Below are 18,296 nucleotides of genomic sequence, written 5' to 3'. Positions count from 1 at the left end.
GGTCACCTGAGAGTCAGTTGTCACTGCCTTTGTTGTCGACGCGGTAGCCGAAGCTGAAACCGACGCCCTGGAACAGCACCACATCAGCCAGTTGGCGGGCGAGTTCGCCGGCGCTGGCCAGTTTGGTTTTTGGCACGTAGAGCATGTCATCCGGCTGCAGATAGGCGATTTGTGGCGCGTCCCCGGACAGTGCTTTCTCGACGTCGTAGTTCATCGCCTGCACCTGATTGCCGTTGCGCCGCATGATCACTACCGAATCCAGCCGCGCCTTGACGTTGGTACCACGCGCCAGGGTCAGTGCCTCGAGTACCGACACCGGCCGCCGGATCGGGTAGGAGCCCGGTTGTGCGACTTCACCCAGCACATAGATCTCGTTGCCCGCGGTGGACTTGAGCAGCACGTCCACGGTCATGCGGCCCGGCAGTTGCGCGTACTTTTTGTTGAGGAAGGATTCCAGTTGATTGACGGTCATGCCTTGCAGCGGCACGGCGCCGATTTCCGGAAAACTCGCGTAGCCGTCAGTGCCGACGGTGATCTCGCGACTCATGCCGGTCGCCGGGTGGTTCAGCGCGCTTTTCAGGTTCTGCTCATTGCTCAGCGGGCTGATGATCTGCACGGTGAGCTGGTTGCGGTTGGGCTGGAACAGCTGTTTGCGCTGATAGACGCGCTGGATTTCCTGGCGCGCTTCTTCGCTGGTCAACCCGGCGATTTTCACCGAGGTGTTGGCGCCCGGCAGCTCGATGGTGCCGTCGGGCAGCACCAGCTGGTTGCCGTTGAGCTGGCTGGCGGCGGTGAAATTCAGGCCGATCTGGTCACCTGATTGCACGCGGTAAGCGTCCGAACCGCTGGTGCTGATGTGAAAGATCACATCCAGCACGTCTTTCGGGCGCAGGGTCTGTTCGACCCGCGGCATGTCGGTGGCCTGCGCATTGGCCGGTGTGGCGGTGAGAATATTCACCGGCATGTTGCGGGTCTCGGAAGTGCTGGTGCAGCCCGCAAGCGGCAGCAACAGCAGGACAAGCATTCTGGCGTTCATGGCGTCATCCTTTGCGTTCGCTTACAGGTTTTTGTAAAGCCATTTGGGCATGTAGTACTTGCGCCGGTTGAACACGCTGCCGACCACTTTCGCCCCGGCCTGAGTCAGGCGTTGCACAGCGGCTTGGGCGACTTCCCAGCGGGTGTCTTCGGCGCGCACGACAAACACCACGCCGTCGACCTGAGTACTGATGACCAGGGTGTCGGCGGCGGAATACACCGCGTCGCCGTCGATCACCACAAAGCGGTACTGGCTGCCCAACTGGTCGAGCAACGGGCTCAGGCGCTCGGCGGTCAGGTGTTCCAGCGTGCGGATCGGCCGGCCGTTGGGCAGCACATGGAAGGGCAGGCTCGAGACCTGCACCACGCAGTCCTGCAACAGCGGCGGGTTGCCCGGGTTGAACAGCAGGTCGCGCAGGCCGCGCTCCTTGCCGAGGTTCATCTGCTGGGTGAGGTTGTTCGCCGACTGGCTGGCATCGACCAGCAGCACCTGGCCGCTGCTCATCTGCGCCAGTTGACTGGCCAGTGCCAGCGCGCTGGTGGTGGTGCCGGCGCCGGGGTTGGCGGCGGTCAGGAACAGAATGCGCAGATCGAGATCCAGCACGGTCGAAGTCAGATTCGATTCGCTGGGGCTGGCGATGCTCAGGCTTTTATTGGTTGAACCGTCCATTAGCTTGCTCCGTGGCCGCTGAATACTTTGAAGGGGGTTTTCAACAGAATCTTCAGATCAAGCAGAAGGCTCTGCTCGGCGATGTAGCTGAGGTCCAACTCAACGCGCTGGTCGAAGTCGATGTTGCTGCGTCCGGAGATCTGCCACAGACCGGTCATGCCGGGGTAGATCGCCAGACGCGCGAGGTGATTGTCCTTGTAGCGGTAGGCGTTGAACGAGGTCGGGCGAGGGCCGACGAGGCGCATGTCGCCGGTCACTACGTTGATCAGGTTGGGCAGCTCATCGAGGCTGGTGCGCCGCAGAAAACTGCCGATGCCGGTGACGCGCGGGTCCTTGTCGATCTTGAAGTCGATGGCGTCTGCCCCGTGTTTGTTGAGGTGGCGCAGCGACTCTTTGAGGTCTTCGGCGTTGCTGACCATGGTGCGGAACTTGAACATGCCGAACTTGCGCCCGCGATAACCGGTGCGTTTCTGCACGAACAGCACCGGCCCCGGGCTGGTGAGCTTGATGGCCAGGGCCAGACCCAGCAGCACCGGCGAGATCAGCACGAGAATCGTCAGCGCGCCGAGGCAGGCGACCACCCGATTGGTCCGCGACAGCTGCCATGGGCGGCCGCCATCGCGGCCGCTGAGCCAGCCGCGACCCTGACGGTGAATCGCCGCATCGAGGCGCATGCGATGTTCCGGGTCGACGCGCTTGTCAGGGCGCATCTGTGCAATCGACACACTTCTTTCATGTCCAGTCATGGCGTCCTCCGCATTCAATCAGCCGCAAGCGGCGCACGGGCAGTGGGGTAGTAGTCGCGGAACCAGGCGATGAAGCGGCCCAGTCCTTCATCCAGTTCTATCCGGGGCTGGAATCCGGTGGCCTGGGCCAGATCACTGGCCTCGGCGCAGGTGTTGAGCACGTCGCCCGGTTGCAGCGGCAGCAGCTCGACAATGGCTTGCCGATCAAGATGTTTTTCCATCAGCGCGAGGTAGGTTTTCAGCGCGACCGGCTGCTGCCCGCCGATGTTGAACAGGCGCCACGGCGCCATGCTGCTGGCGGGGTCGGGCTGCTCGCGATCCCACTGCGGATTGGCTTGCGGTGGCTGATCGATGAGGCGGGCGATGCTTTCGATGATGTCGTCGATGTAGGTGAAATCGCGCTGGTGCTCGCCGTAATTGAACAGCTTCAGCGGCTCGCCTTCGCTGATCGCCCGGGCGAACTGGATCGGCGACATGTCCGGCCGGCCCCAAGGCCCGTACACGGTGAAAAAGCGCAGGCCGGTGCAGGGAATGCCGAACAGATGGCTGTAGCTGTGCGCCATCAGTTCATTGGCTTTTTTGGTCGCGGCGTACAGCGACAGCGGATGGTTGACGCCATCCTTGACCGAGTAAGGCGTGTGTTGATTGGCGCCGTACACCGAACTCGACGAGGCATAGATCAGGTGCTCGACCGGGTGATGCCGGCAGCTCTCGAGAATGTTCAGGAAACCGTTGAGGTTGCTGTCCAGATACGCCCGTGGATTGTCCAGCGAATAACGCACCCCGGCCTGCGCGGCCAGATGGATCACCACTTGTGGCTGCTCGCGGGCAAACAACGCGTCGATCGCTGAAGCGTGGGCCAGATCCACTGTGGCCAGCGGAAAATCGCCGACCTGCTCGCGCACCCACTGCACGCGATCATGCTTGAGCTGCGGGTCGTAGTAGTGATTGAAATTGTCCAGGCCGACCACCGAATGCCCGTCGCGCAGCAAGCGCAGGACGCAATGGGCACCAATGAAACCGGCGGCACCGGTCACCAGAATCTTCATGGCCGCAGCCCTTCAGGGGCGATGTGGCGCAGGCCGATGCCGCTGTAATGCAGGCCGGCGGCGGCTACTTGTTCCGGGTTGTAGAGATTGCGCCCATCGATGATTACCTTCGAACGCAGCTTCTCGGCGAGCAGCTCGAAATCGACCACGCGGAAGTTTTTCCACTCGGTGCAGATCACCAGCGCGTCGGCGTCTTCAAGGGTATCGTCGCGGGTCGCGCACAGGTGCAGGTCGTTGCGGTAGCCGTAGATGCGCCGGCACTCGGACATGGCTTCCGGATCGTAGGCCTGCACGCTGGCGCCTTCGGCCCACAACGCGTCCATCAGATAACGGCTGGGGGCTTCGCGCATGTCGTCGGTGTTCGGTTTGAACGCCAGGCCCCAGACCGCAATGGATTTGCCGGCCAGACCTTGGGGAAACTGCGCGCGCAATTTGCTGAACAGGATGTGCCGCTGGCTGTCGTTGACGTCGGTGACGCTGCGCAGCAGTTTCAACGGCATGCCGTTGTGTTCGGCGGTGTGCAGCAGGGCACGCAGATCCTTGGGAAAGCACGAGCCACCGAAGCCGCAGCCCGGATAAATGAAGTGGTAGCCGATGCGCGGGTCGGAGCCGATGCCTTTGCGCACCGCTTCGATGTCGGCGCCGAGCAGCTCGGTGAGATTGGCCAGTTCGTTCATGAAACTGATGCGGGTGGCGAGCATCGCGTTGGCCGCGTACTTGGTCAGCTCGGCGCTGCGGTTGTCCATGAACATCAGTTTTTCGTGATTGCGGCAGAACGGCGCGTACAGCTCGCTCATCAGCTCGCGGGCAGCGTCGTCGCGGGTGCCGATGATGATCCGGTCCGGGCGCATGCAGTCGGCGAGGGCGCTGCCTTCCTTGAGAAATTCCGGGTTGGATACCACCCGCACCTGCAGCTCGGTTTTGCCGCGCAACAGCAATTCGCTGGTGGCCGTGGCCAGGACTTGATCGGCAGTCCCGACCGGCACCGTGGATTTGATGATCAGCGTGCGATCGGCCTCCATCAGGCCGGCAATTTGCCGGGCGACGTGGAGCACATGGCTGAGGTCGGCAGAGCCGTCTTCGTCCGCCGGGGTGCCGACGGCGATGAAAATCAGCTCGGCGTGAGTCACCGCATCACTGGCCTGAGTGCTGAACAACAAGCGCCCGGCCTTGATGTTTTCTTCAAGTGTTGCGGACAGGCCTGGTTCACTGATGGGCGGCACCGCTTGTTGCAGTTGTTTGATCTTGTTCGGATCAATATCAATGCATAAAACCCGATGGCCGACATCGGCAAGTGCAGCGGCTTGTATAAGTCCGACATAGCCAGTGCCAAATACGCTCACGTCCATCTGCGCACCTCAATAAAACCAGAAAAGTTAATTACGGATGAGATTGTTAAAGTGGTATAGCGCAGGGTTTGGAAAGCGTGTCAGCAAAATGACATGTTGCACGGGTATAACACTTGAGGCGTTTTTGGCGATTGGCCATCAAGTCATTGCTGCGATTGGATTTGTTGTTTTCTTGCAGATTTGTTCAGATTTTATTTAACCGACAGACGGTCTAAGTCCTCGAAATTAAAGGCTTTAATCGCTACAGGTGTGTCAGATTTGAGTCACCGTTTTTTTGACGCTTTCCCCGCCTATCAGTCATTTCTTGCGCTTTGATGGCCGGGTGCTAGTGTCAGGTTCTGACCGACAAAGCTTTGACAACCTCCCATTTCGGACGGCCGGTATCGCCATGTTCAAATACGTCAAGGAACTGCTCTTAGTTGCCTATCTATTGCTCTTTTCCGACTATTACCTGGATCGGTTAAATGCTATCGGGTGGGGTTTGAATGTACTTGTTTTTGGCGCGATGTTTTTGGCGCTTACTTTCGCGTTATATCTAACTGCCTATATACGTCAGGCTCTCGTTCGACATGCATTCGCATTAACGATGTATGTCGCAGCGGTTTTTTTTGATGTTTACACACGGGTTACCGCGGATTACCTGAGGTACAGCGATTTCGTTTCGCTGGTGTACTCCGGCGGCTTCATTCAGGAAGCGGCCTATCAGTATCGCGATGCGATCCTGCGCGCGGTGCTCAGTGGCTTGCTGCTGTTGTTCGGCATCGGACTCAAACCGCGTCATGCGCTGTTCTTACCCAACACGTTGCGGGTCGCGGCGCCCCTCGTCGGCGTATTGATGCTCAGCGGATTGTTGTTTCTACGAGCGGGTGAGGGCGCACGTGGGTTGCCGATCATGTACACGCCGCTGGCCTACCTGAACCTGTTTGCCTACGAAGCGCTGCATGACACCGTCGGCCCCCGTGAAGCGGTGACGCTTGCGCGCGCCACGCCCGCCGTCGGCCATGACATCGTGCTGATCATTGACGAAAGCATTTCCGGCAATTACCTCGACATCAACGCGCCGTTCGGTGTGCACAGCAACCTCAAGCAAGCGCCGGCCGGGGTCGATGTCTTCAACTTCGGTTATGCCGCGTCCATTGCCAACTGCAGCGCCGACACCAATGTCACCTTGCGCTACGGTGGCACCCGCGCCGACTACAGACGCATCAACAGCACGTTGCCGTCGATCTGGCAGTACGCGAAAAAGGCCGGGCTCGGCACGGTCTACATCGACGCCCAGCGCACCGGCGGCAACCTGCAGAACCTGATGACCGCCGCCGAGAAAAACGACATCGACAGCTTTGTGCAATTCGACCAGACCAGCGTGCGCGACCGCGACATGGCGGCAGCGGCGAAGCTGATCGAACTGCTCAACGACGATCGGCCCGAGCTGATCGTGATCAACAAGGTCGGCGCGCATTTTCCGGTGCATGACAAATACCCGGACGCGTTCATGGCCTACCGGCCAACGCTGCCCCGCGGACAGTTCACTGAAGTCGCCGACACTGGCGAACGCACCGGTTTCAACGGCCAGCCGGATGACTGGCTGCGGTATCGCAACGCCTACAAGAACACGCTGTTGTGGAACGTCGGCGAGTTCTTCGCCCGGGTGTTTGCCCAGGCCAATCTGGACAATGCGCTGCTGATCTACACCTCCGATCATGGCCAGGATCTGCATGAGCGCGGCAACCCGGGCTTGAATACCCATTGCGGCGGCGACCCGGTGGAGGAGGAAGGGCTGGTGCCGCTGGTGGTGATCCAGGGCCGTGGTTTGCAGGCGCCGGACTGGGCGGCGAATCTGCCAGCAAACAAGGACCGCTCCAGCCACTACAACATCTTCCCGACGCTGTTGCAGGTGATGGGTTATGACCTTGCGGGGATTGAAGCGGTGTATGGCAAACCGCTGAGCGTGCCGACGGCGGATGAGTTCACTTTCAACTACCGCTTCAATGCGCGCTTGGGGGCCAAGCCTGAGTGGAAGCATATCGATCTGGGCAGCATCGTGACGCCTGAGCGGGCGCCGGCGAGTGTGGCTTCGGGGCAGTGAGTTCTGGATTGCTCGGGCGGGCCTCTTCGCGAGCAGGCTCGCTCCCACAGGGGATTGCATTCCAGGGTGGGAGCGAGCCTGCTCGCGAACAAGTCGGGACAGGCTGCGACAGTTTCAACCGTTGTTGAACCGCGCCCGATACTCCCCAGGCGCGCACCCCAGCCAGCGCGCGAAAGCCCGGTTGAATCCCTGCACATCGCTGTAACCCAACCGATCCGCCACGTCGACCAGCCCCAGCGCCCCGGATTGCAACAGGTCCTCGGCCCGATAGCGCCGATGCTCATCGAGCAGTTCGCTGAAAGTCCAGCCCAACGCCTTCAAGCGCCTTGCCGCCGTGCGCTCAAGCACATGCTGTGTAGCACAGAACTGCTGCCAATCCGCTGAAGCCAGATCTTCGATCAGAAAATCGCTGAGCTGTCCGAGCAAGGTCGATTCACTGTGGCGGCGGGTCTGCTCCAGCAGATCGACAAGCGTTGTTTCCAATCCCGGATTACCCGGTGTCAACGGCATCACGAACAGCTGAGGATCCAGATGAATCGCCGCGCATGACTGCTCTGCGCTCACCGGGGTGCGCAACGCCGATACATGTTCCTCGCGGCTGGCCGACACCAGCGCCACACCCAGCACCGGATCACGATTCACACCGCTGGCGAGCAACTTGCGCCGCACCAGGCTGCACAGGCTGACAAGGATGTAATCGGTCAGCGCCGCCGGAGCACCAAGACTGCCGGCTTCGACCAAGCGCAGTGTTACGCCGCCATCTTCACGCAGGATTTGCACACGGAAATGTCCGTTGAAAAACGCAAAGTACTCGGCGAAAAACTCACAGGCACGTTCCAGCGACACGGCGACATCGAACAGATAGGTCAGTCCATTGGTGGCCGTCGAAACGAAGCGTTCACCCGCCGCCAGACCGATCAGTGGATCGCCGCTCTGTTCCACGGCAAACGCCCAGAAGCGCCGCGACATCAGCAGCGGCATGCGCGAGAACGGCGTGCGCAGATCGAACAGGCTGCGGAGAAGGGGTGAGGAGAGTGAGAATGGGAGAAGGAAGAGAGAGAGAAAGGAGGAAAGGGAAGGAAGAAGGGGGTGAGCGTAAAAAGCGTTAACGGATTGCGGATGGGTTTTGCTCATGTTCTGCGCGCGTCTCCCGTCGCTCCGTTAGCCGCCAGCAACCGCTGATCGACGCTGAGGATCGCCTCGATCATCGCCCGCGCTGCTGGCGTCAGGGTAAAACCGGCGCGGCTGACGATGCCATAACCCAGTTGCAGCGCCGGCTCGTCATGGGGGACGTCGACAAAGTCGAGCAGCTCGATCAGGCCGCGATCAAGTTGTTCACGCAAGGCCTCCAGCGTGGCCAGCCCCACCGCGTCGGAGCGCAGCACTACGCGCTGGATCGCGTCAAATTGTGCGCACTCGACGCTCGGGTTGAAGTCCTGCTCACCAAGGATATCGGCGAGCACCTTGCGGATCATCGGTGGAATGCGCGTGCCGACGATCGGGTAATCGAGCAGGGCGCGCAATCGCAGGTCTCGTTGCGCGAGGAGCGGATGGCCGGCGCGACAGAAAAACCGTCCCGGCCGCGTGCGCAGCAGGTGCACCTGATACTGCGGATCGCTGACAAAGTGCCGCGCGTCCGCGACGAAAAACTCGATCTGCTGCTCGCGCAACCACAGCGTCAATTGCTGCCAGTCGCCCTGATGAAACCGCGTGCGAATCGCCGGATGCGCATCAATGAAGTCGGCCAGCGCTTCCGGCACCAGCACCTGCGCCGGATACGGACCGCAACCAAATTGCAGTTCACCGCCGGTGAGGCCGTTGTATTGCGTCAATTCGTTGTGCAGCGCCTGGCTGCCAGCGAGCAGGCGCCGCGCATGTTGCAGCACCAGTTCGCCTTGCCCGGTCAGGCGAAATTCACGGCTGCTGCGCTCGACCAGCTCACAATCAAGGTCACGCTCCAGAGTCTGGATGCTGCGGCTGAACGCCGGTTGGCTGAGGTTGATCGCCTCGGCGGCGCGACCGAAGTTGCGGTAATCAGCGAGAGCGACCAAGTGGCGAAGCTGGCGAAGATCCATCATGCGTCTCCTGCATTTTGCGGATACTTTTAATGCATTGGATCGATAGCACGTCCACTGGCATAAGTACACGCCTGTTCTTCGATGGCCGCCTTCATGTCTCAGCCTCTGTTCGCCTCAAGCGCGTTTACCCGCACGATTCTCGCGCATGCTCGCCAGTCCGGACTGTGCCCGCAACGTTTGATGGCGCGCGTGGGGATCTGCCCGTCAGTGCTCGCCGGGCAGCATCAATTGATCGCCGCACAAGCGGTCGAACAGTTGTGGCGTGAGTGTGAATGGTCAGGGGTAGCGCCGACGTTTGGCTGTGAACTGGCCGACGGGATGGCGACCGATTGCCTGCAAGGACTGAATATTCTGCTCGACTCGTCCGCGACTTTGCGGGCCAGTCTGAAGTGCTTCATCGACTGCTTGCCAAGGGTGATCAATTACGTTGCGGTGGAACTGGTCGAGGCGGGCGATTTCGCTCATTTGCGCCTGCGTTCGCAGCAGGGGCAGTTGCATCATTTCGCTCTGGATGCGGCAGTGATAACGCTGGTGCGCAACATTGCCCGCCGATTGGGCGGGGCGCCTGGAGATTCGTTTGTGAGTGTCAGCCTGCGCCCGGCGCAAATTGCCGGTGGCTGGCTGCGTGGAGTGGGCATCGCAGTGGAGCAGGGCGAACATCTGTGCCTGACCTTACCGAGATATAGCCTCGATCAGGTCTTGCTTGGCGCCAACCCGTTTCTGCACCAGAGCATGCTGCGCCACTGGCACGCTGAAACTCGCGCACCTGCGCGGGAGGACAATCTATCGATGGCGCGGCACTGGCTGACGGCGGGTGATCAACCGATCGAACGGATAGCTGAGCGGCTGGGTTATCGCCAGCCGAGTAACTTTATCCGCGCGTTTCGCAAACAGTTCGGGATTACGCCGAAGCAGTTTCGGTTGAATCCGGGGCAGGTTTGTTGAAAGCAGGATTGAGGTGATTGATCGTTATCGAGGGTGCCAGCAAGATTTACCCCCTCACCCCAGCCCTCTCCCCCAAGGGGGCGAGGGGGAAAGGGAGCCGATCTTCATGGCGTTCGGAATCTGAGTTCAACTCGGTATCCCACCTCGGCGTATCTCGTACATCCAACGCGGTCAGCCCCTCCCCCAAGGGGTGTGTATGTACCGGAGACATGGTGGACACATTTTCGGAGACATGGTGGACGGTTTTAGATCTTCTTACCTGCCGTCACGATCTGCAAGTTCAAGTCGATTCGAGCGACACGATGTCTACTCCAGTAGACATCGTGGATGCCGTCTTCCGTCGTCTCCCTGTTCGCTATGCCCCTGCCGTAAAAAGCCTTTCCGATCTTGTATTCCCGGTTTTTCCAGAAGATTTCACCTCCCACCTGTACCTTCCTGACCACATCTGCGTCGTTGTAATCCGGCTCCGCCGGTTGCTCCTGATATTCCCGTGGGCTGCCACTGTAACGAGTCGCCGGCACCGCCATGCCCAGCGCCTGATGAGGGCGCTTCTGGTTGTAGATGTCGCGCCAGGTATCAAACGCCCGTTGTGCGTCGTCGAGATCGGTGAAATACCGGCCTTGCAGGACTTCACTTTTCAGGCTGCGATGGAAGCGTTCCAGTTTTCCCTGAGTTTGCGGGTGATAAGGCCGGGAGTGGCCAACCTTGATGCCCTGGCTCATCAGCCAGACTTCCAGCGCGGTGTAAACGCCAGTCTGATCGCCCCATGGCGAGCCGTTGTCCATCGTCATGCGTAACGGCAAGCCGTAACGTCGAAACGCCCGCATTAGATGGTCCTGAACGGTTTGGCGCTGCTCATTGGCACATGCGGCAATACACAACGAAAAGCGTGAGTGATCGTCCAGTATCGTGAATGGATGGCAGCGTCCTTGGCTCAGGCCGAAGTGTCCCTTGAAGTCGATCTGCCATAGATCGTTAGGCGCTTCGTGCTCAAATCGGATAAATGGTTTGATCTCGGCAGCCTTTGGATCAACACGCGAATGACGCTGTAAAACCGCATGCACCGTGCTGACAGAGGGCATCACAGCGCCTTCGTCTTCCAGCACGCGCTTGAGCTTGCGGGCACCCCAAGCCTCGTATTGCTGACTCATGGTCAAAATTTGCTGCTCAACCTCTTCAGCACAACGTTTGGGTGATGTTTTCGGTCGCCGGGACTGATCGTGCAAGCTCTCTGCACCCGAGGTTTCAAACCTGTTGAGCCATTTGTAGGCAGTACTTGGGCTGATATTGAATCGACGGCAAAGCTGCCGAACATTCGACCCTTCTTGCCGAGCTAAACGCACAAACTCTGTACGAAGTTGCATGGTGGATGCCTCTTGCCAGGACACAGGTCATCTCCTTGATGATGAGCAATGTGCCTATTAAAAAGTGTCCACCATGTCTCCGAACACCTGTCCACCATGTGTCCGGTACATACAGGGTGAGGGGGAAAGGGAGCCGATCTTTGTGGCGTTCGGAATCTGAGTTCAACTCGGTATCCCACGTCGGCGTATCTCGTACATGCAACTCGGTCGGTCCCCTCTCCCTCCGGGAGAGGGCTAGGGTGAGGGGCTTTTGACTTACGGCGTGACGATATTGAACTGCGGCCCGAACGTATCCAGGCTGCCCATCAATAATCCGAATTTCTGACCATTGCCCTGCAACTTCACCAGTCCTTTTTGCATCGCTGTCGGGAAGTCCAATTGCTTCAGGCTGATCTTCTCCAGCGTATCGCGGCTCAGGCTGACGCTCGCATCCGCCGCCGGATTCAGACCGGCGCGGTGAGTCAGCACGCCGTTGCGCAAGGTCAGGGTGAAATCCTTTTGCACATCGTCGAACGTCCAGTTCAGCGTCAGGTCATGGGCCACGGCTTTGTCGCTGTCCAGGCGTACCGCGAGGTAATCGAAGAACATTTCCGGACTCATCGCCCGGACCATATCCACCGACACGGTATTGGCTGACTGCGGCGGCACGCCGTTGCGCAGTTCCATCGCACCGGTCAGGTACATGTTGCGCCAGGTGGCGTTCTCGCTTTGATAACCCAACTGCTCCAGCGTCTCGGCTTGAGCCTTGCGTGCATCCGCGTTGTCCGGATCGGCGAACAGCAACTGGTTGCCCAACTGCGCGGCCCAGCGGTAGTCAGCGCTGGCCATCGCACTGCGCATTTTCTCCAGCACCGACGCGGTACCGCCCATGGCCTCGACCGAACGTTTGGCCGCATCGACCGGGGGCAGCGGATTGAGGTTGGCCGGGTTGCCGTCGTAGAAACCCATGTAGCGCTGATACACCGCGCGCGTATTGAAACTCAGCGAGCCGTAATAGCCACGGGTGTACCACTTCTGATCGAGCGAGCCGGGCAGTTTCTTGATTGCTTCGGCAATTTCCAGCGGCGTCAGGCCCTGGTTGAGCAAGTGCAGGGTGCGGTCGTTGATGAACGCGTACATGTCGCGCTGATCGGCGAGCAAAGTACGAATCCGCTCGCCACCCCAGGTCGGCCAGTTGTGCTGAGCGAACAGCACGTCGGCCTTGTCGCCGTAGCGCGCCAGGCTGTCATCGAGATATTGCGACCAGGCCTTGGCATCGCGTACTTGCGCGCCGCGCGGGGTGAGGATGTTGTGCATCATCTGCGTGGCGTTTTCGGCCATGCACAAGGCTTTCAACTCCGGTAGATAAAGGTTCATTTCTGCTGGCGCTTCGGTGCCCGGCGTCAGCTGGAATTCGACTTGCAGACCAGCGATGGTGCGAGTTTCCAACGGCTCGGCAATCAGATCGGTAGGCGCGATCAGTGTGACCGTGCCACCGCTGGGCGCACTCTTGCCGAGGCCGGCATCGACCTGACCTTTTTCACTGCGCGGCAACAGGCTGCCGAACTGGTACTGCGCGCGGCGACTCATGGCGTTGCCGGCCATGACGTTCTCGCTCATCACGTGTTCCATGAAGCCGACCGGCGCGTAGACCTTGACCTTGCCGGACTTGACATCGGCCTCGTCGATCACCCCGCGCACGCCGCCGAAATGATCGACATGGGTGTGGCTGTAGATCACCGCGACGACCGGTTTGCGCGGGCGATTGGCGTAGTACAGGTCCAGCGCCGTCCTGGCGGTTTCGGCCATGGTCAGCGGATCGATGATGATCAGCCCGTCGTCACCTTCGATGATGGTCATGTTGGCCAGGTCGAGACCGCGTACCTGATACAGCCTGGGGCTGACCTCGAACAGACCGGCGTGGGCATTGAGCTGGGCCAGCCGCCACAGGCTCGGATTGACCGATTCCGGCGCCTTGTCTTTGGCGAGGAAGTCATAGGCGTTGACGTTCCAGATGACTTTGCCGGCGGCATCCTTGATCTGGCCCTTGAACGGTGCGATCAAGCCTTTGCTGACGGATTCGAAATCGGTGCGGTCGCTGAAAGGCAGGGTTTGCAGCACGGCAGCGTTGCTTGCAGCGGTTTGCACGCTCGGCGCCACCGGACCGTCAGCAGCGAGCAACGGCTGGCTCAGGCAAGTGGTGATCAGGCAGGTCAGCAGGCCACGCGGGCTCAGGATGAAACGGGGCATGGGTGTCTCCGGTTTTTTTATCGTTATGGCCGAACAGCCAGCAGCTTAGGGCGCGTCCCGGAGTAGGCGATGATCATCAGCGGACAAAAACCATTCAGGGCCGCTATCCTAGGCCCAGGTTCACTGATCGGGTTTGCCCATGCTTGAGGTTCGCGACGTTTTCAAAAGCTATGCCACGCCACAGGGATTGTTGCCGGTGCTGCAAGGCGTCGACCTGACGCTGGAGGCCGGTGGCAGCCTCGCGCTGATGGGCGAATCGGGCAGTGGCAAAAGCACGCTGCTGCATCTGGTGGCGGGGCTGGACAAGGTCGACCGCGGCAGCATTCGCAGCGGCGAACATCGTCTGGAAGCCATGAGCGAAGCGCAACTGGCGAACTGGCGGCGTACGGAAATCGGTCTGGTGTTTCAGCAGTTCAACCTGATCGGCAGTCTGCGCGTGGAAGACAACCTGGCCTTTCAGGCGCGCCTCGCCGGGCGCCATGAGCCGCGCTGGCAAGCGCATCTGGTGCAGCGTCTGGGTCTGGGCGATCTGCTCTCGCGGTATCCCGAGCAACTCTCTGGCGGCCAGCAGCAACGAGTCGCATTGGGCCGCGCATTGGCTTCGCAGCCGAAATTGCTCTTGGCCGATGAACCCACCGGCAGCCTCGATGAAGCGACCAGCGATGAAGTGCTGCGGCTGTTGCTGGAATTGCTCGATGACACGCCGACGACTTTGTTGATGGTCACTCACAGTCAGCGCGTGGCGGCGCGATTGGCCCAGCGCGTGGTGTTGTCGAACGGACGGGTCGCCTGATGATCTGGCGGCAAACCCTGCGCGCGCTGCTCAGCCACTGGCGGCGCCATCCCGTGCAGTTTTTCAGTGTGCTGACCGGGCTGTGGCTGGCCACTAGTCTGCTCACTGGCGTCGAGGCGCTGAACAGTCAGGCGCGCGACAGCTACGCGCGGGCCAGCCAGATGATCGGCGGTGAACCACAGGCCAGCCTGAGCACGCTAAATGGGGCACTGTTTCCCCAGCTCTGGTTTATCGAATTGCGCCGTCAGGGCTGGCCGGTGTCGCCGGTGTTGCAGGGCCGGCTGACGCTCAAGGGCCACGAAGACCAGCGGATTCAGGTGATGGGCATCGAGCCGGTGTCGCTGCCGTCGGATTCCGCGGTAGCCGGGCAGGCGATGCCGATCGAGCGCATCGTTGAATTTTTCAGCCCGCCGGGCAGCACCTGGATTTCCCCGGACACGATGCAAATGCTCGGCTTGCGCGAAGGCGATACACCGCAAACCGTGAACGGCCAGACCCTGCCGCCGCTGCTCGCGCAGAAGGACATGGCGCCGGGCCTGTTACTGGTCGACATCGGCGCAGCGCAAAGACTGCTCGACCAACCCGAGCAATTGTCGCGATTGCTGCTGCCCAAGGATTTTCATCAGGAATTACCAGCGAGTTTCAACGATCGCTTGCAGCTCAAAAGCAGCGGCGAAGAAAACAATCTCGCGCGGCTGACCGAAAGCTTTCATCTCAATCTCGATGCTTTGGGATTTCTCTCGTTTCTGGTCGGCCTGTTCATCGTCCACGCTGCCATCGGCCTCGCTCTGGAACAGCGCCGAGGCTTGCTGCGCACGTTGCGTGCCTGTGGCGTCAGTGCACGAATGCTGATCGCGTGTCTGGTGGTTGAACTGGGTGTGCTGGCGCTGATCGGTGGATTGTTCGGTGTGATCAGCGGCTATTGGCTGGCCAGCGTGCTGCTGCCGGACGTCGCCGCCAGCCTGCGCGGTCTGTATGGCGCGGAAGTGGCGGGGCAGTTGCGTTTGAGTCCCTGGTGGTGGTTCAGCGGCATCGGTCTGAGCCTGCTTGGCGCGTTGCTGGCCGGGGCCAATAGTCTGCTGCGGGCGGCGCGCTTGCCGTTGCTGGCGGTGGCCGATCCGCAGGCGTGGCATCAACAGTATTCGCGCTGGTTGCGCCGGCAGGGTTGGTTGGCGACAGCGCTGCTGGCGATTGCGCTGGCGGCGCTGATCTGGGGCGACAGCCTGAGCAGCGGCTTCGTGCTGATGGCCGGGCTGTTGCTCGGTGCCGCGCTGGCCTTGCCGGTGTTGCTCAGCGCGTTGTTGAACCCGTTGCTTGGGCGTAGTCGGTCGGTGCTCGGCCAATGGTTTCTCGCCGACTGCCGCCAGCAACTGCCAGCCCTGAGTCTGGCGCTGATGGCGCTGCTGCTGGCGCTCGCCGCCAATATCGGCGCCGGCAGCATGACCGCCGGTTTTCGGCAGACCTTCAACGACTGGCTCGAACAACGCCTGAGCGCCGAGTTGTACATCAACCCGGCCAATCCGGCGCAGGCCCGCGAGATGCACAGTTGGCTCAAGCAGCAGCCCAATGTGACCGCTGTGCTGCCCAACTGGCAGGTTTCGGTGACGCTGCAAGGCTGGCCGGCCGATGTCTACGGCATCATCGACCACTCTTACTATCGCCAGCATTGGCCGTTGCTCGACAGCAGTGGCAGCGATCCGTGGGGCAAACTGGCCACGGATGATGCGGTGATGCTCAGTGAACAACTGGCACGACGCCTGAAGTTGCGGCCGGGCGAGCATCTGAACATTCCCACGCCAAACGGCACGTGGTCGCCGCGTATCGTCGGCATCTACGCCGACTACGGCAATCCGAAAGGGCACGTGCTGATCAGCAGTGAGCACCTGTTGCGCGGCTGGCCGCAACTCATGCCGAACCGCTTCAATTTGCGTATCGATCCAGCACAGATTCCGGCGCTGCTCAACGCCTTGCAGGCGCGTTTTGCGCTGGATGACAACCGCATCGTCGATCAGGCGCGGCTCAAGGGCTGGTCGGTGCAGGTCTTCGAACGCACCTTTGCCGCGACGGCGGCGTTGAACAGCCTGACCTTGGCCGTGGCTGGCGTGGCGCTGTTCATCAGTCTGCTGACCCAGAGCCAGAGTCGCCTCAGTCAACTCGCACCGCTGTGGGCGCTGGGCGTGACGCGCAAACAATTGATGCTGCTCAACCTCGGCCAGACCTGGCTGCTCGCCGTATTAACGTTGCTGTTGGCGCTGCCGCTGGGCATTGCTTTGGCATGGTGCCTGGATGCGGTGATCAATGTGCAGGCATTCGGCTGGCGCTTGCCGTTGCGGGTGTTTCCGTTGCAGTTGTTGCAACTGATGGGCCTGGCCTTGCTGGCGACTCTGTTGGCCTCGGCATGGCCGCTGTATTCGCTGTACCGCACACAACCGGCGGACTTGCTGAGGACGTTTGCCCATGAGGACTAAATGGCTCGTGCTGATGATTGCGCTGCTGCTCGGTGGCTGCGATCAGCCTGCACCCGAGGAGAAGGGCTTTGCCGGCATGGGCGATCAGGCGCAGTCCTTCACTCCGGTGGTGCCCGGTCGGGTGTTCAGCTTCCCGGCCGATCACGGCGCGCATGATGGTTTTCGCATCGAGTGGTGGTACGTCACCGCCAATCTCAAGGATCAGCAGGGCAATGATTTCGGCGTGCAATGGACGCTGTTTCGCAGCGCCCTGAAACCCGTCGCCGAGCAGGCCGGTTGGGGCAACCAAACGATCTGGCTGGGCCATGCGGCAGTCACCTCGCCCTCGGTGCACCACGCCGCCGAGCGCTACGCCCGGGGCGGTGTAGGCCAGGCCGGCGTGCGCCTGGCGCCGTTCGAAGCGTGGATCGATGACTGGATGTTTGCCAGTCAGGCGCAGGATCCGTTGCGCGATATGCAACTCAGTGCTCGTGACAAGAATTTCGCCTATCAACTGCGCCTCACCTCCAGCCGCCCGCTGGTGCTGCAAGGCGACAACGGTTTCAGCCAGAAATCCGAAGAAGGTCAGGCCTCGTATTACTACAGCCAGCCATTTTTCCAGGCCAGCGGCACGCTGCAGATCGATGGCCAGACCTACAGCGTCAGCGGCCCGGCGTGGCTCGATCGCGAGTGGAGCAGTCAGCCACTCACCGCCAATCAAACTGGCTGGGACTGGTTCTCGCTGCATCTGGATAGCGGCGAACATGTGATGCTTTACCGCATGCGGCAGAAGGACGGCGCACCTTATCTGACCGGCACCTGGATCGCCGCCGATGGGCAGATTCAGACGTTGCACAGCGAGCAGATCAGCCTCGTTCCGCAGGATACGGCCAAGGTTGCTGATCGACCGATGCCGGTGAAATGGTCGATCCGCATTCCCGAAAAGCAACTCGATATCAGCGTTGACGCGATCAACCGCAATGCGTGGATGGATTTGCGTATTCCGTATTGGGAGGGGCCGGTGAAGATTGAGGGCAGCCATCCTGGCCAGGGCTATCTGGAAATGACCGGATATTAACGGTAGGTGCAGTTTCCCTGTGGGAGCGAGCTTGCTCGCGAAGGCTTTTTGTCGAGCGATGATTTGTTCTGCTTGACCGGGTACATATCCGTTGCTGCGGTAACGGCCGCTTAGGGTTTCGCCCTTACGGCGACTTACTTTTTTACAAGCGCCAAAAAAAGTAAGCAAAAAACGCTAGCTCCTACGTTCGGCCCTCGCAGGCTCGGGTTCCTTCGCTGCGGGATCGATCCGGGCGCAGCGGCTACGGTTTGCTTCGCTGCACCTCCTTCCGCTGTGTCTGGCTGCGCCAGACGGTCGCTGCGCTCCCACGCCCGGATCAATCCCTCCACTCAGCCTTCCGATGTCGCCGGTGGATCAAGATCAAGAGCACTCGAGCTTGCGCTCATTGTTGAGTGGTGCGGCTTCGCCGCGGGCAGCTGCGCTGCTT

General features: G+C 60.6%; 14 protein-coding genes. 5 read left to right on the top strand and 9 right to left on the bottom strand.

Annotated elements, in window-relative coordinates:
• Positions 1-13: 13 nt before the first annotated feature.
• Genes OC605_RS13090 through OC605_RS13070 form a run of 5 tightly spaced genes read right to left on the bottom strand, consistent with a single transcriptional unit; the run spans position 14 to position 4,849 of the window.
• The gene (locus OC605_RS13090; protein ID WP_262137526.1) at positions 14-1,036 is read right to left on the bottom strand and encodes a polysaccharide biosynthesis/export family protein; all 1,023 of its coding nucleotides are present in this window, start codon (positions 1,034-1,036) and stop codon (positions 14-16) included.
• Positions 1,037-1,057: 21 nt separating this feature from the next.
• Complete coding sequence (locus OC605_RS13085; protein WP_024012451.1) at positions 1,058-1,705, bottom strand: CpsD/CapB family tyrosine-protein kinase; 648 nt, start codon at positions 1,703-1,705, stop codon at positions 1,058-1,060.
• Positions 1,705-2,451 (bottom strand): sugar transferase, encoded by a 747-nt coding sequence (locus tag OC605_RS13080; protein ID WP_041478600.1) that lies wholly within the window; start codon positions 2,449-2,451, stop codon positions 1,705-1,707. Before OC605_RS13080 ends, OC605_RS13085 begins: the two co-directional genes overlap by 1 nt.
• A 14-nt stretch (positions 2,452-2,465) precedes the next feature.
• Positions 2,466-3,500: an NAD-dependent epimerase gene (locus OC605_RS13075; RefSeq protein WP_041478601.1), complete on the bottom strand. Its 1,035-nt coding sequence runs from the start codon at positions 3,498-3,500 to the stop codon at positions 2,466-2,468.
• A complete protein-coding gene (locus OC605_RS13070) occupies positions 3,497-4,849 on the bottom strand; it encodes a UDP-glucose dehydrogenase family protein (RefSeq protein ID WP_262137522.1) in 1,353 nt (450 codons plus the stop codon). Before OC605_RS13070 ends, OC605_RS13075 begins: the two co-directional genes overlap by 4 nt.
• A gap of 388 nt (positions 4,850-5,237) precedes the next feature.
• On the opposite strand from OC605_RS13070, the gene OC605_RS13065 reads away from it, so the two are divergent.
• Positions 5,238-6,935 carry a sulfatase-like hydrolase/transferase gene (locus tag OC605_RS13065; protein WP_262137521.1) on the top strand — a complete coding sequence of 566 codons (1,698 nt, stop codon included), beginning with the start codon at positions 5,238-5,240 and terminating at the stop codon, positions 6,933-6,935.
• A gap of 114 nt (positions 6,936-7,049) precedes the next feature.
• Here OC605_RS13065 and OC605_RS13060 read toward each other — a convergent pair whose 3' ends face one another.
• Together OC605_RS13060 and OC605_RS13055 are read right to left on the bottom strand one after the other, a co-directional pair.
• Positions 7,050-8,069, bottom strand: a complete 1,020-nt coding sequence (locus OC605_RS13060) for an AraC family transcriptional regulator (RefSeq protein WP_262137520.1) — start codon at positions 8,067-8,069, stop codon at positions 7,050-7,052.
• On the bottom strand, positions 8,066-9,010 hold the full coding sequence (locus OC605_RS13055; RefSeq protein ID WP_262137518.1) for a LysR family transcriptional regulator: 945 nt from the start codon (positions 9,008-9,010) through the stop codon (positions 8,066-8,068). The genes OC605_RS13060 and OC605_RS13055 overlap by 4 nt, the downstream gene beginning before the upstream one ends.
• 96 nt (positions 9,011-9,106) lie before the next feature.
• On the opposite strand from OC605_RS13055, the gene OC605_RS13050 reads away from it, so the two are divergent.
• Positions 9,107-9,958 carry an AraC family transcriptional regulator gene (locus OC605_RS13050; RefSeq protein WP_262137516.1) on the top strand — a complete coding sequence of 284 codons (852 nt, stop codon included), beginning with the start codon at positions 9,107-9,109 and terminating at the stop codon, positions 9,956-9,958.
• Positions 9,959-10,203: 245 nt separating this feature from the next.
• On the opposite strand, the gene OC605_RS13045 is transcribed toward OC605_RS13050, so the two are convergent.
• Entirely contained in the window at positions 10,204-11,346 is a 1,143-nt protein-coding gene (locus tag OC605_RS13045; protein ID WP_410055996.1) for an IS481 family transposase, read from the bottom strand.
• 231 nt (positions 11,347-11,577) lie between these two features.
• On the bottom strand, positions 11,578-13,551 hold the full coding sequence (locus OC605_RS13040; protein ID WP_262137515.1) for an alkyl/aryl-sulfatase: 1,974 nt from the start codon (positions 13,549-13,551) through the stop codon (positions 11,578-11,580).
• A gap of 139 nt (positions 13,552-13,690) precedes the next feature.
• Here OC605_RS13040 and OC605_RS13035 point away from each other — a divergent pair, with 139 nt between their 5' ends.
• Genes OC605_RS13035 through OC605_RS13025 form a run of 3 tightly spaced genes read left to right on the top strand, consistent with a single transcriptional unit; the run spans position 13,691 to position 17,869 of the window.
• Positions 13,691-14,344: an ABC transporter ATP-binding protein gene (locus OC605_RS13035; RefSeq protein ID WP_262137513.1), complete on the top strand. Its 654-nt coding sequence runs from the start codon at positions 13,691-13,693 to the stop codon at positions 14,342-14,344.
• Complete coding sequence (locus tag OC605_RS13030; RefSeq protein WP_410055995.1) at positions 14,344-16,812, top strand: ABC transporter permease; 2,469 nt, start codon at positions 14,344-14,346, stop codon at positions 16,810-16,812. Before OC605_RS13035 ends, OC605_RS13030 begins: the two co-directional genes overlap by 1 nt.
• A complete protein-coding gene (locus tag OC605_RS13025) occupies positions 16,802-17,869 on the top strand; it encodes a lipocalin-like domain-containing protein (RefSeq protein ID WP_262137511.1) in 1,068 nt (355 codons plus the stop codon). Before OC605_RS13030 ends, OC605_RS13025 begins: the two co-directional genes overlap by 11 nt.
• Positions 17,870-18,296 lie beyond the last annotated feature (427 nt).

Origin of the sequence: Pseudomonas sp. Marseille-Q5117 (genome assembly GCF_946901175.1) — a bacterium.
Classification (GTDB): domain Bacteria; phylum Pseudomonadota; class Gammaproteobacteria; order Pseudomonadales; family Pseudomonadaceae; genus Aquipseudomonas; species Aquipseudomonas iranensis.
Note: the sequence above shows the minus strand (reverse complement) of the source record. Positions and strands in the feature narration are given on the sequence as shown.

Bases quoted from the DNA above. Each gene is read 5' to 3' on its own strand.
- OC605_RS13035 (WP_262137513.1), top strand. From the start codon at position 13,691: ATGCTTGAGGTTCGCGACGTTTTCAAAAGCTATGCCACGCCACAGGGA.
- OC605_RS13060 (WP_262137520.1), bottom strand. From the start codon at position 8,069: ATGAGCAAAACCCATCCGCAATCCGTTAACGCTTTTTACGCTCACCCC.
- OC605_RS13055 (WP_262137518.1), bottom strand. From the start codon at position 9,010: ATGGATCTTCGCCAGCTTCGCCACTTGGTCGCTCTCGCTGATTACCGC.
- OC605_RS13070 (WP_262137522.1), bottom strand. From the start codon at position 4,849: ATGGACGTGAGCGTATTTGGCACTGGCTATGTCGGACTTATACAAGCC.
- OC605_RS13075 (WP_041478601.1), bottom strand. From the start codon at position 3,500: ATGAAGATTCTGGTGACCGGTGCCGCCGGTTTCATTGGTGCCCATTGC.
- OC605_RS13030 (WP_410055995.1), top strand. From the start codon at position 14,344: ATGATCTGGCGGCAAACCCTGCGCGCGCTGCTCAGCCACTGGCGGCGC.
- OC605_RS13050 (WP_262137516.1), top strand. From the start codon at position 9,107: ATGTCTCAGCCTCTGTTCGCCTCAAGCGCGTTTACCCGCACGATTCTC.
- OC605_RS13080 (WP_041478600.1), bottom strand. From the start codon at position 2,451: ATGACTGGACATGAAAGAAGTGTGTCGATTGCACAGATGCGCCCTGAC.
- OC605_RS13040 (WP_262137515.1), bottom strand. From the start codon at position 13,551: ATGCCCCGTTTCATCCTGAGCCCGCGTGGCCTGCTGACCTGCCTGATC.
- OC605_RS13085 (WP_024012451.1), bottom strand. From the start codon at position 1,705: ATGGACGGTTCAACCAATAAAAGCCTGAGCATCGCCAGCCCCAGCGAA.
- OC605_RS13025 (WP_262137511.1), top strand. From the start codon at position 16,802: ATGAGGACTAAATGGCTCGTGCTGATGATTGCGCTGCTGCTCGGTGGC.
- OC605_RS13065 (WP_262137521.1), top strand. From the start codon at position 5,238: ATGTTCAAATACGTCAAGGAACTGCTCTTAGTTGCCTATCTATTGCTC.
- OC605_RS13090 (WP_262137526.1), bottom strand. From the start codon at position 1,036: ATGAACGCCAGAATGCTTGTCCTGCTGTTGCTGCCGCTTGCGGGCTGC.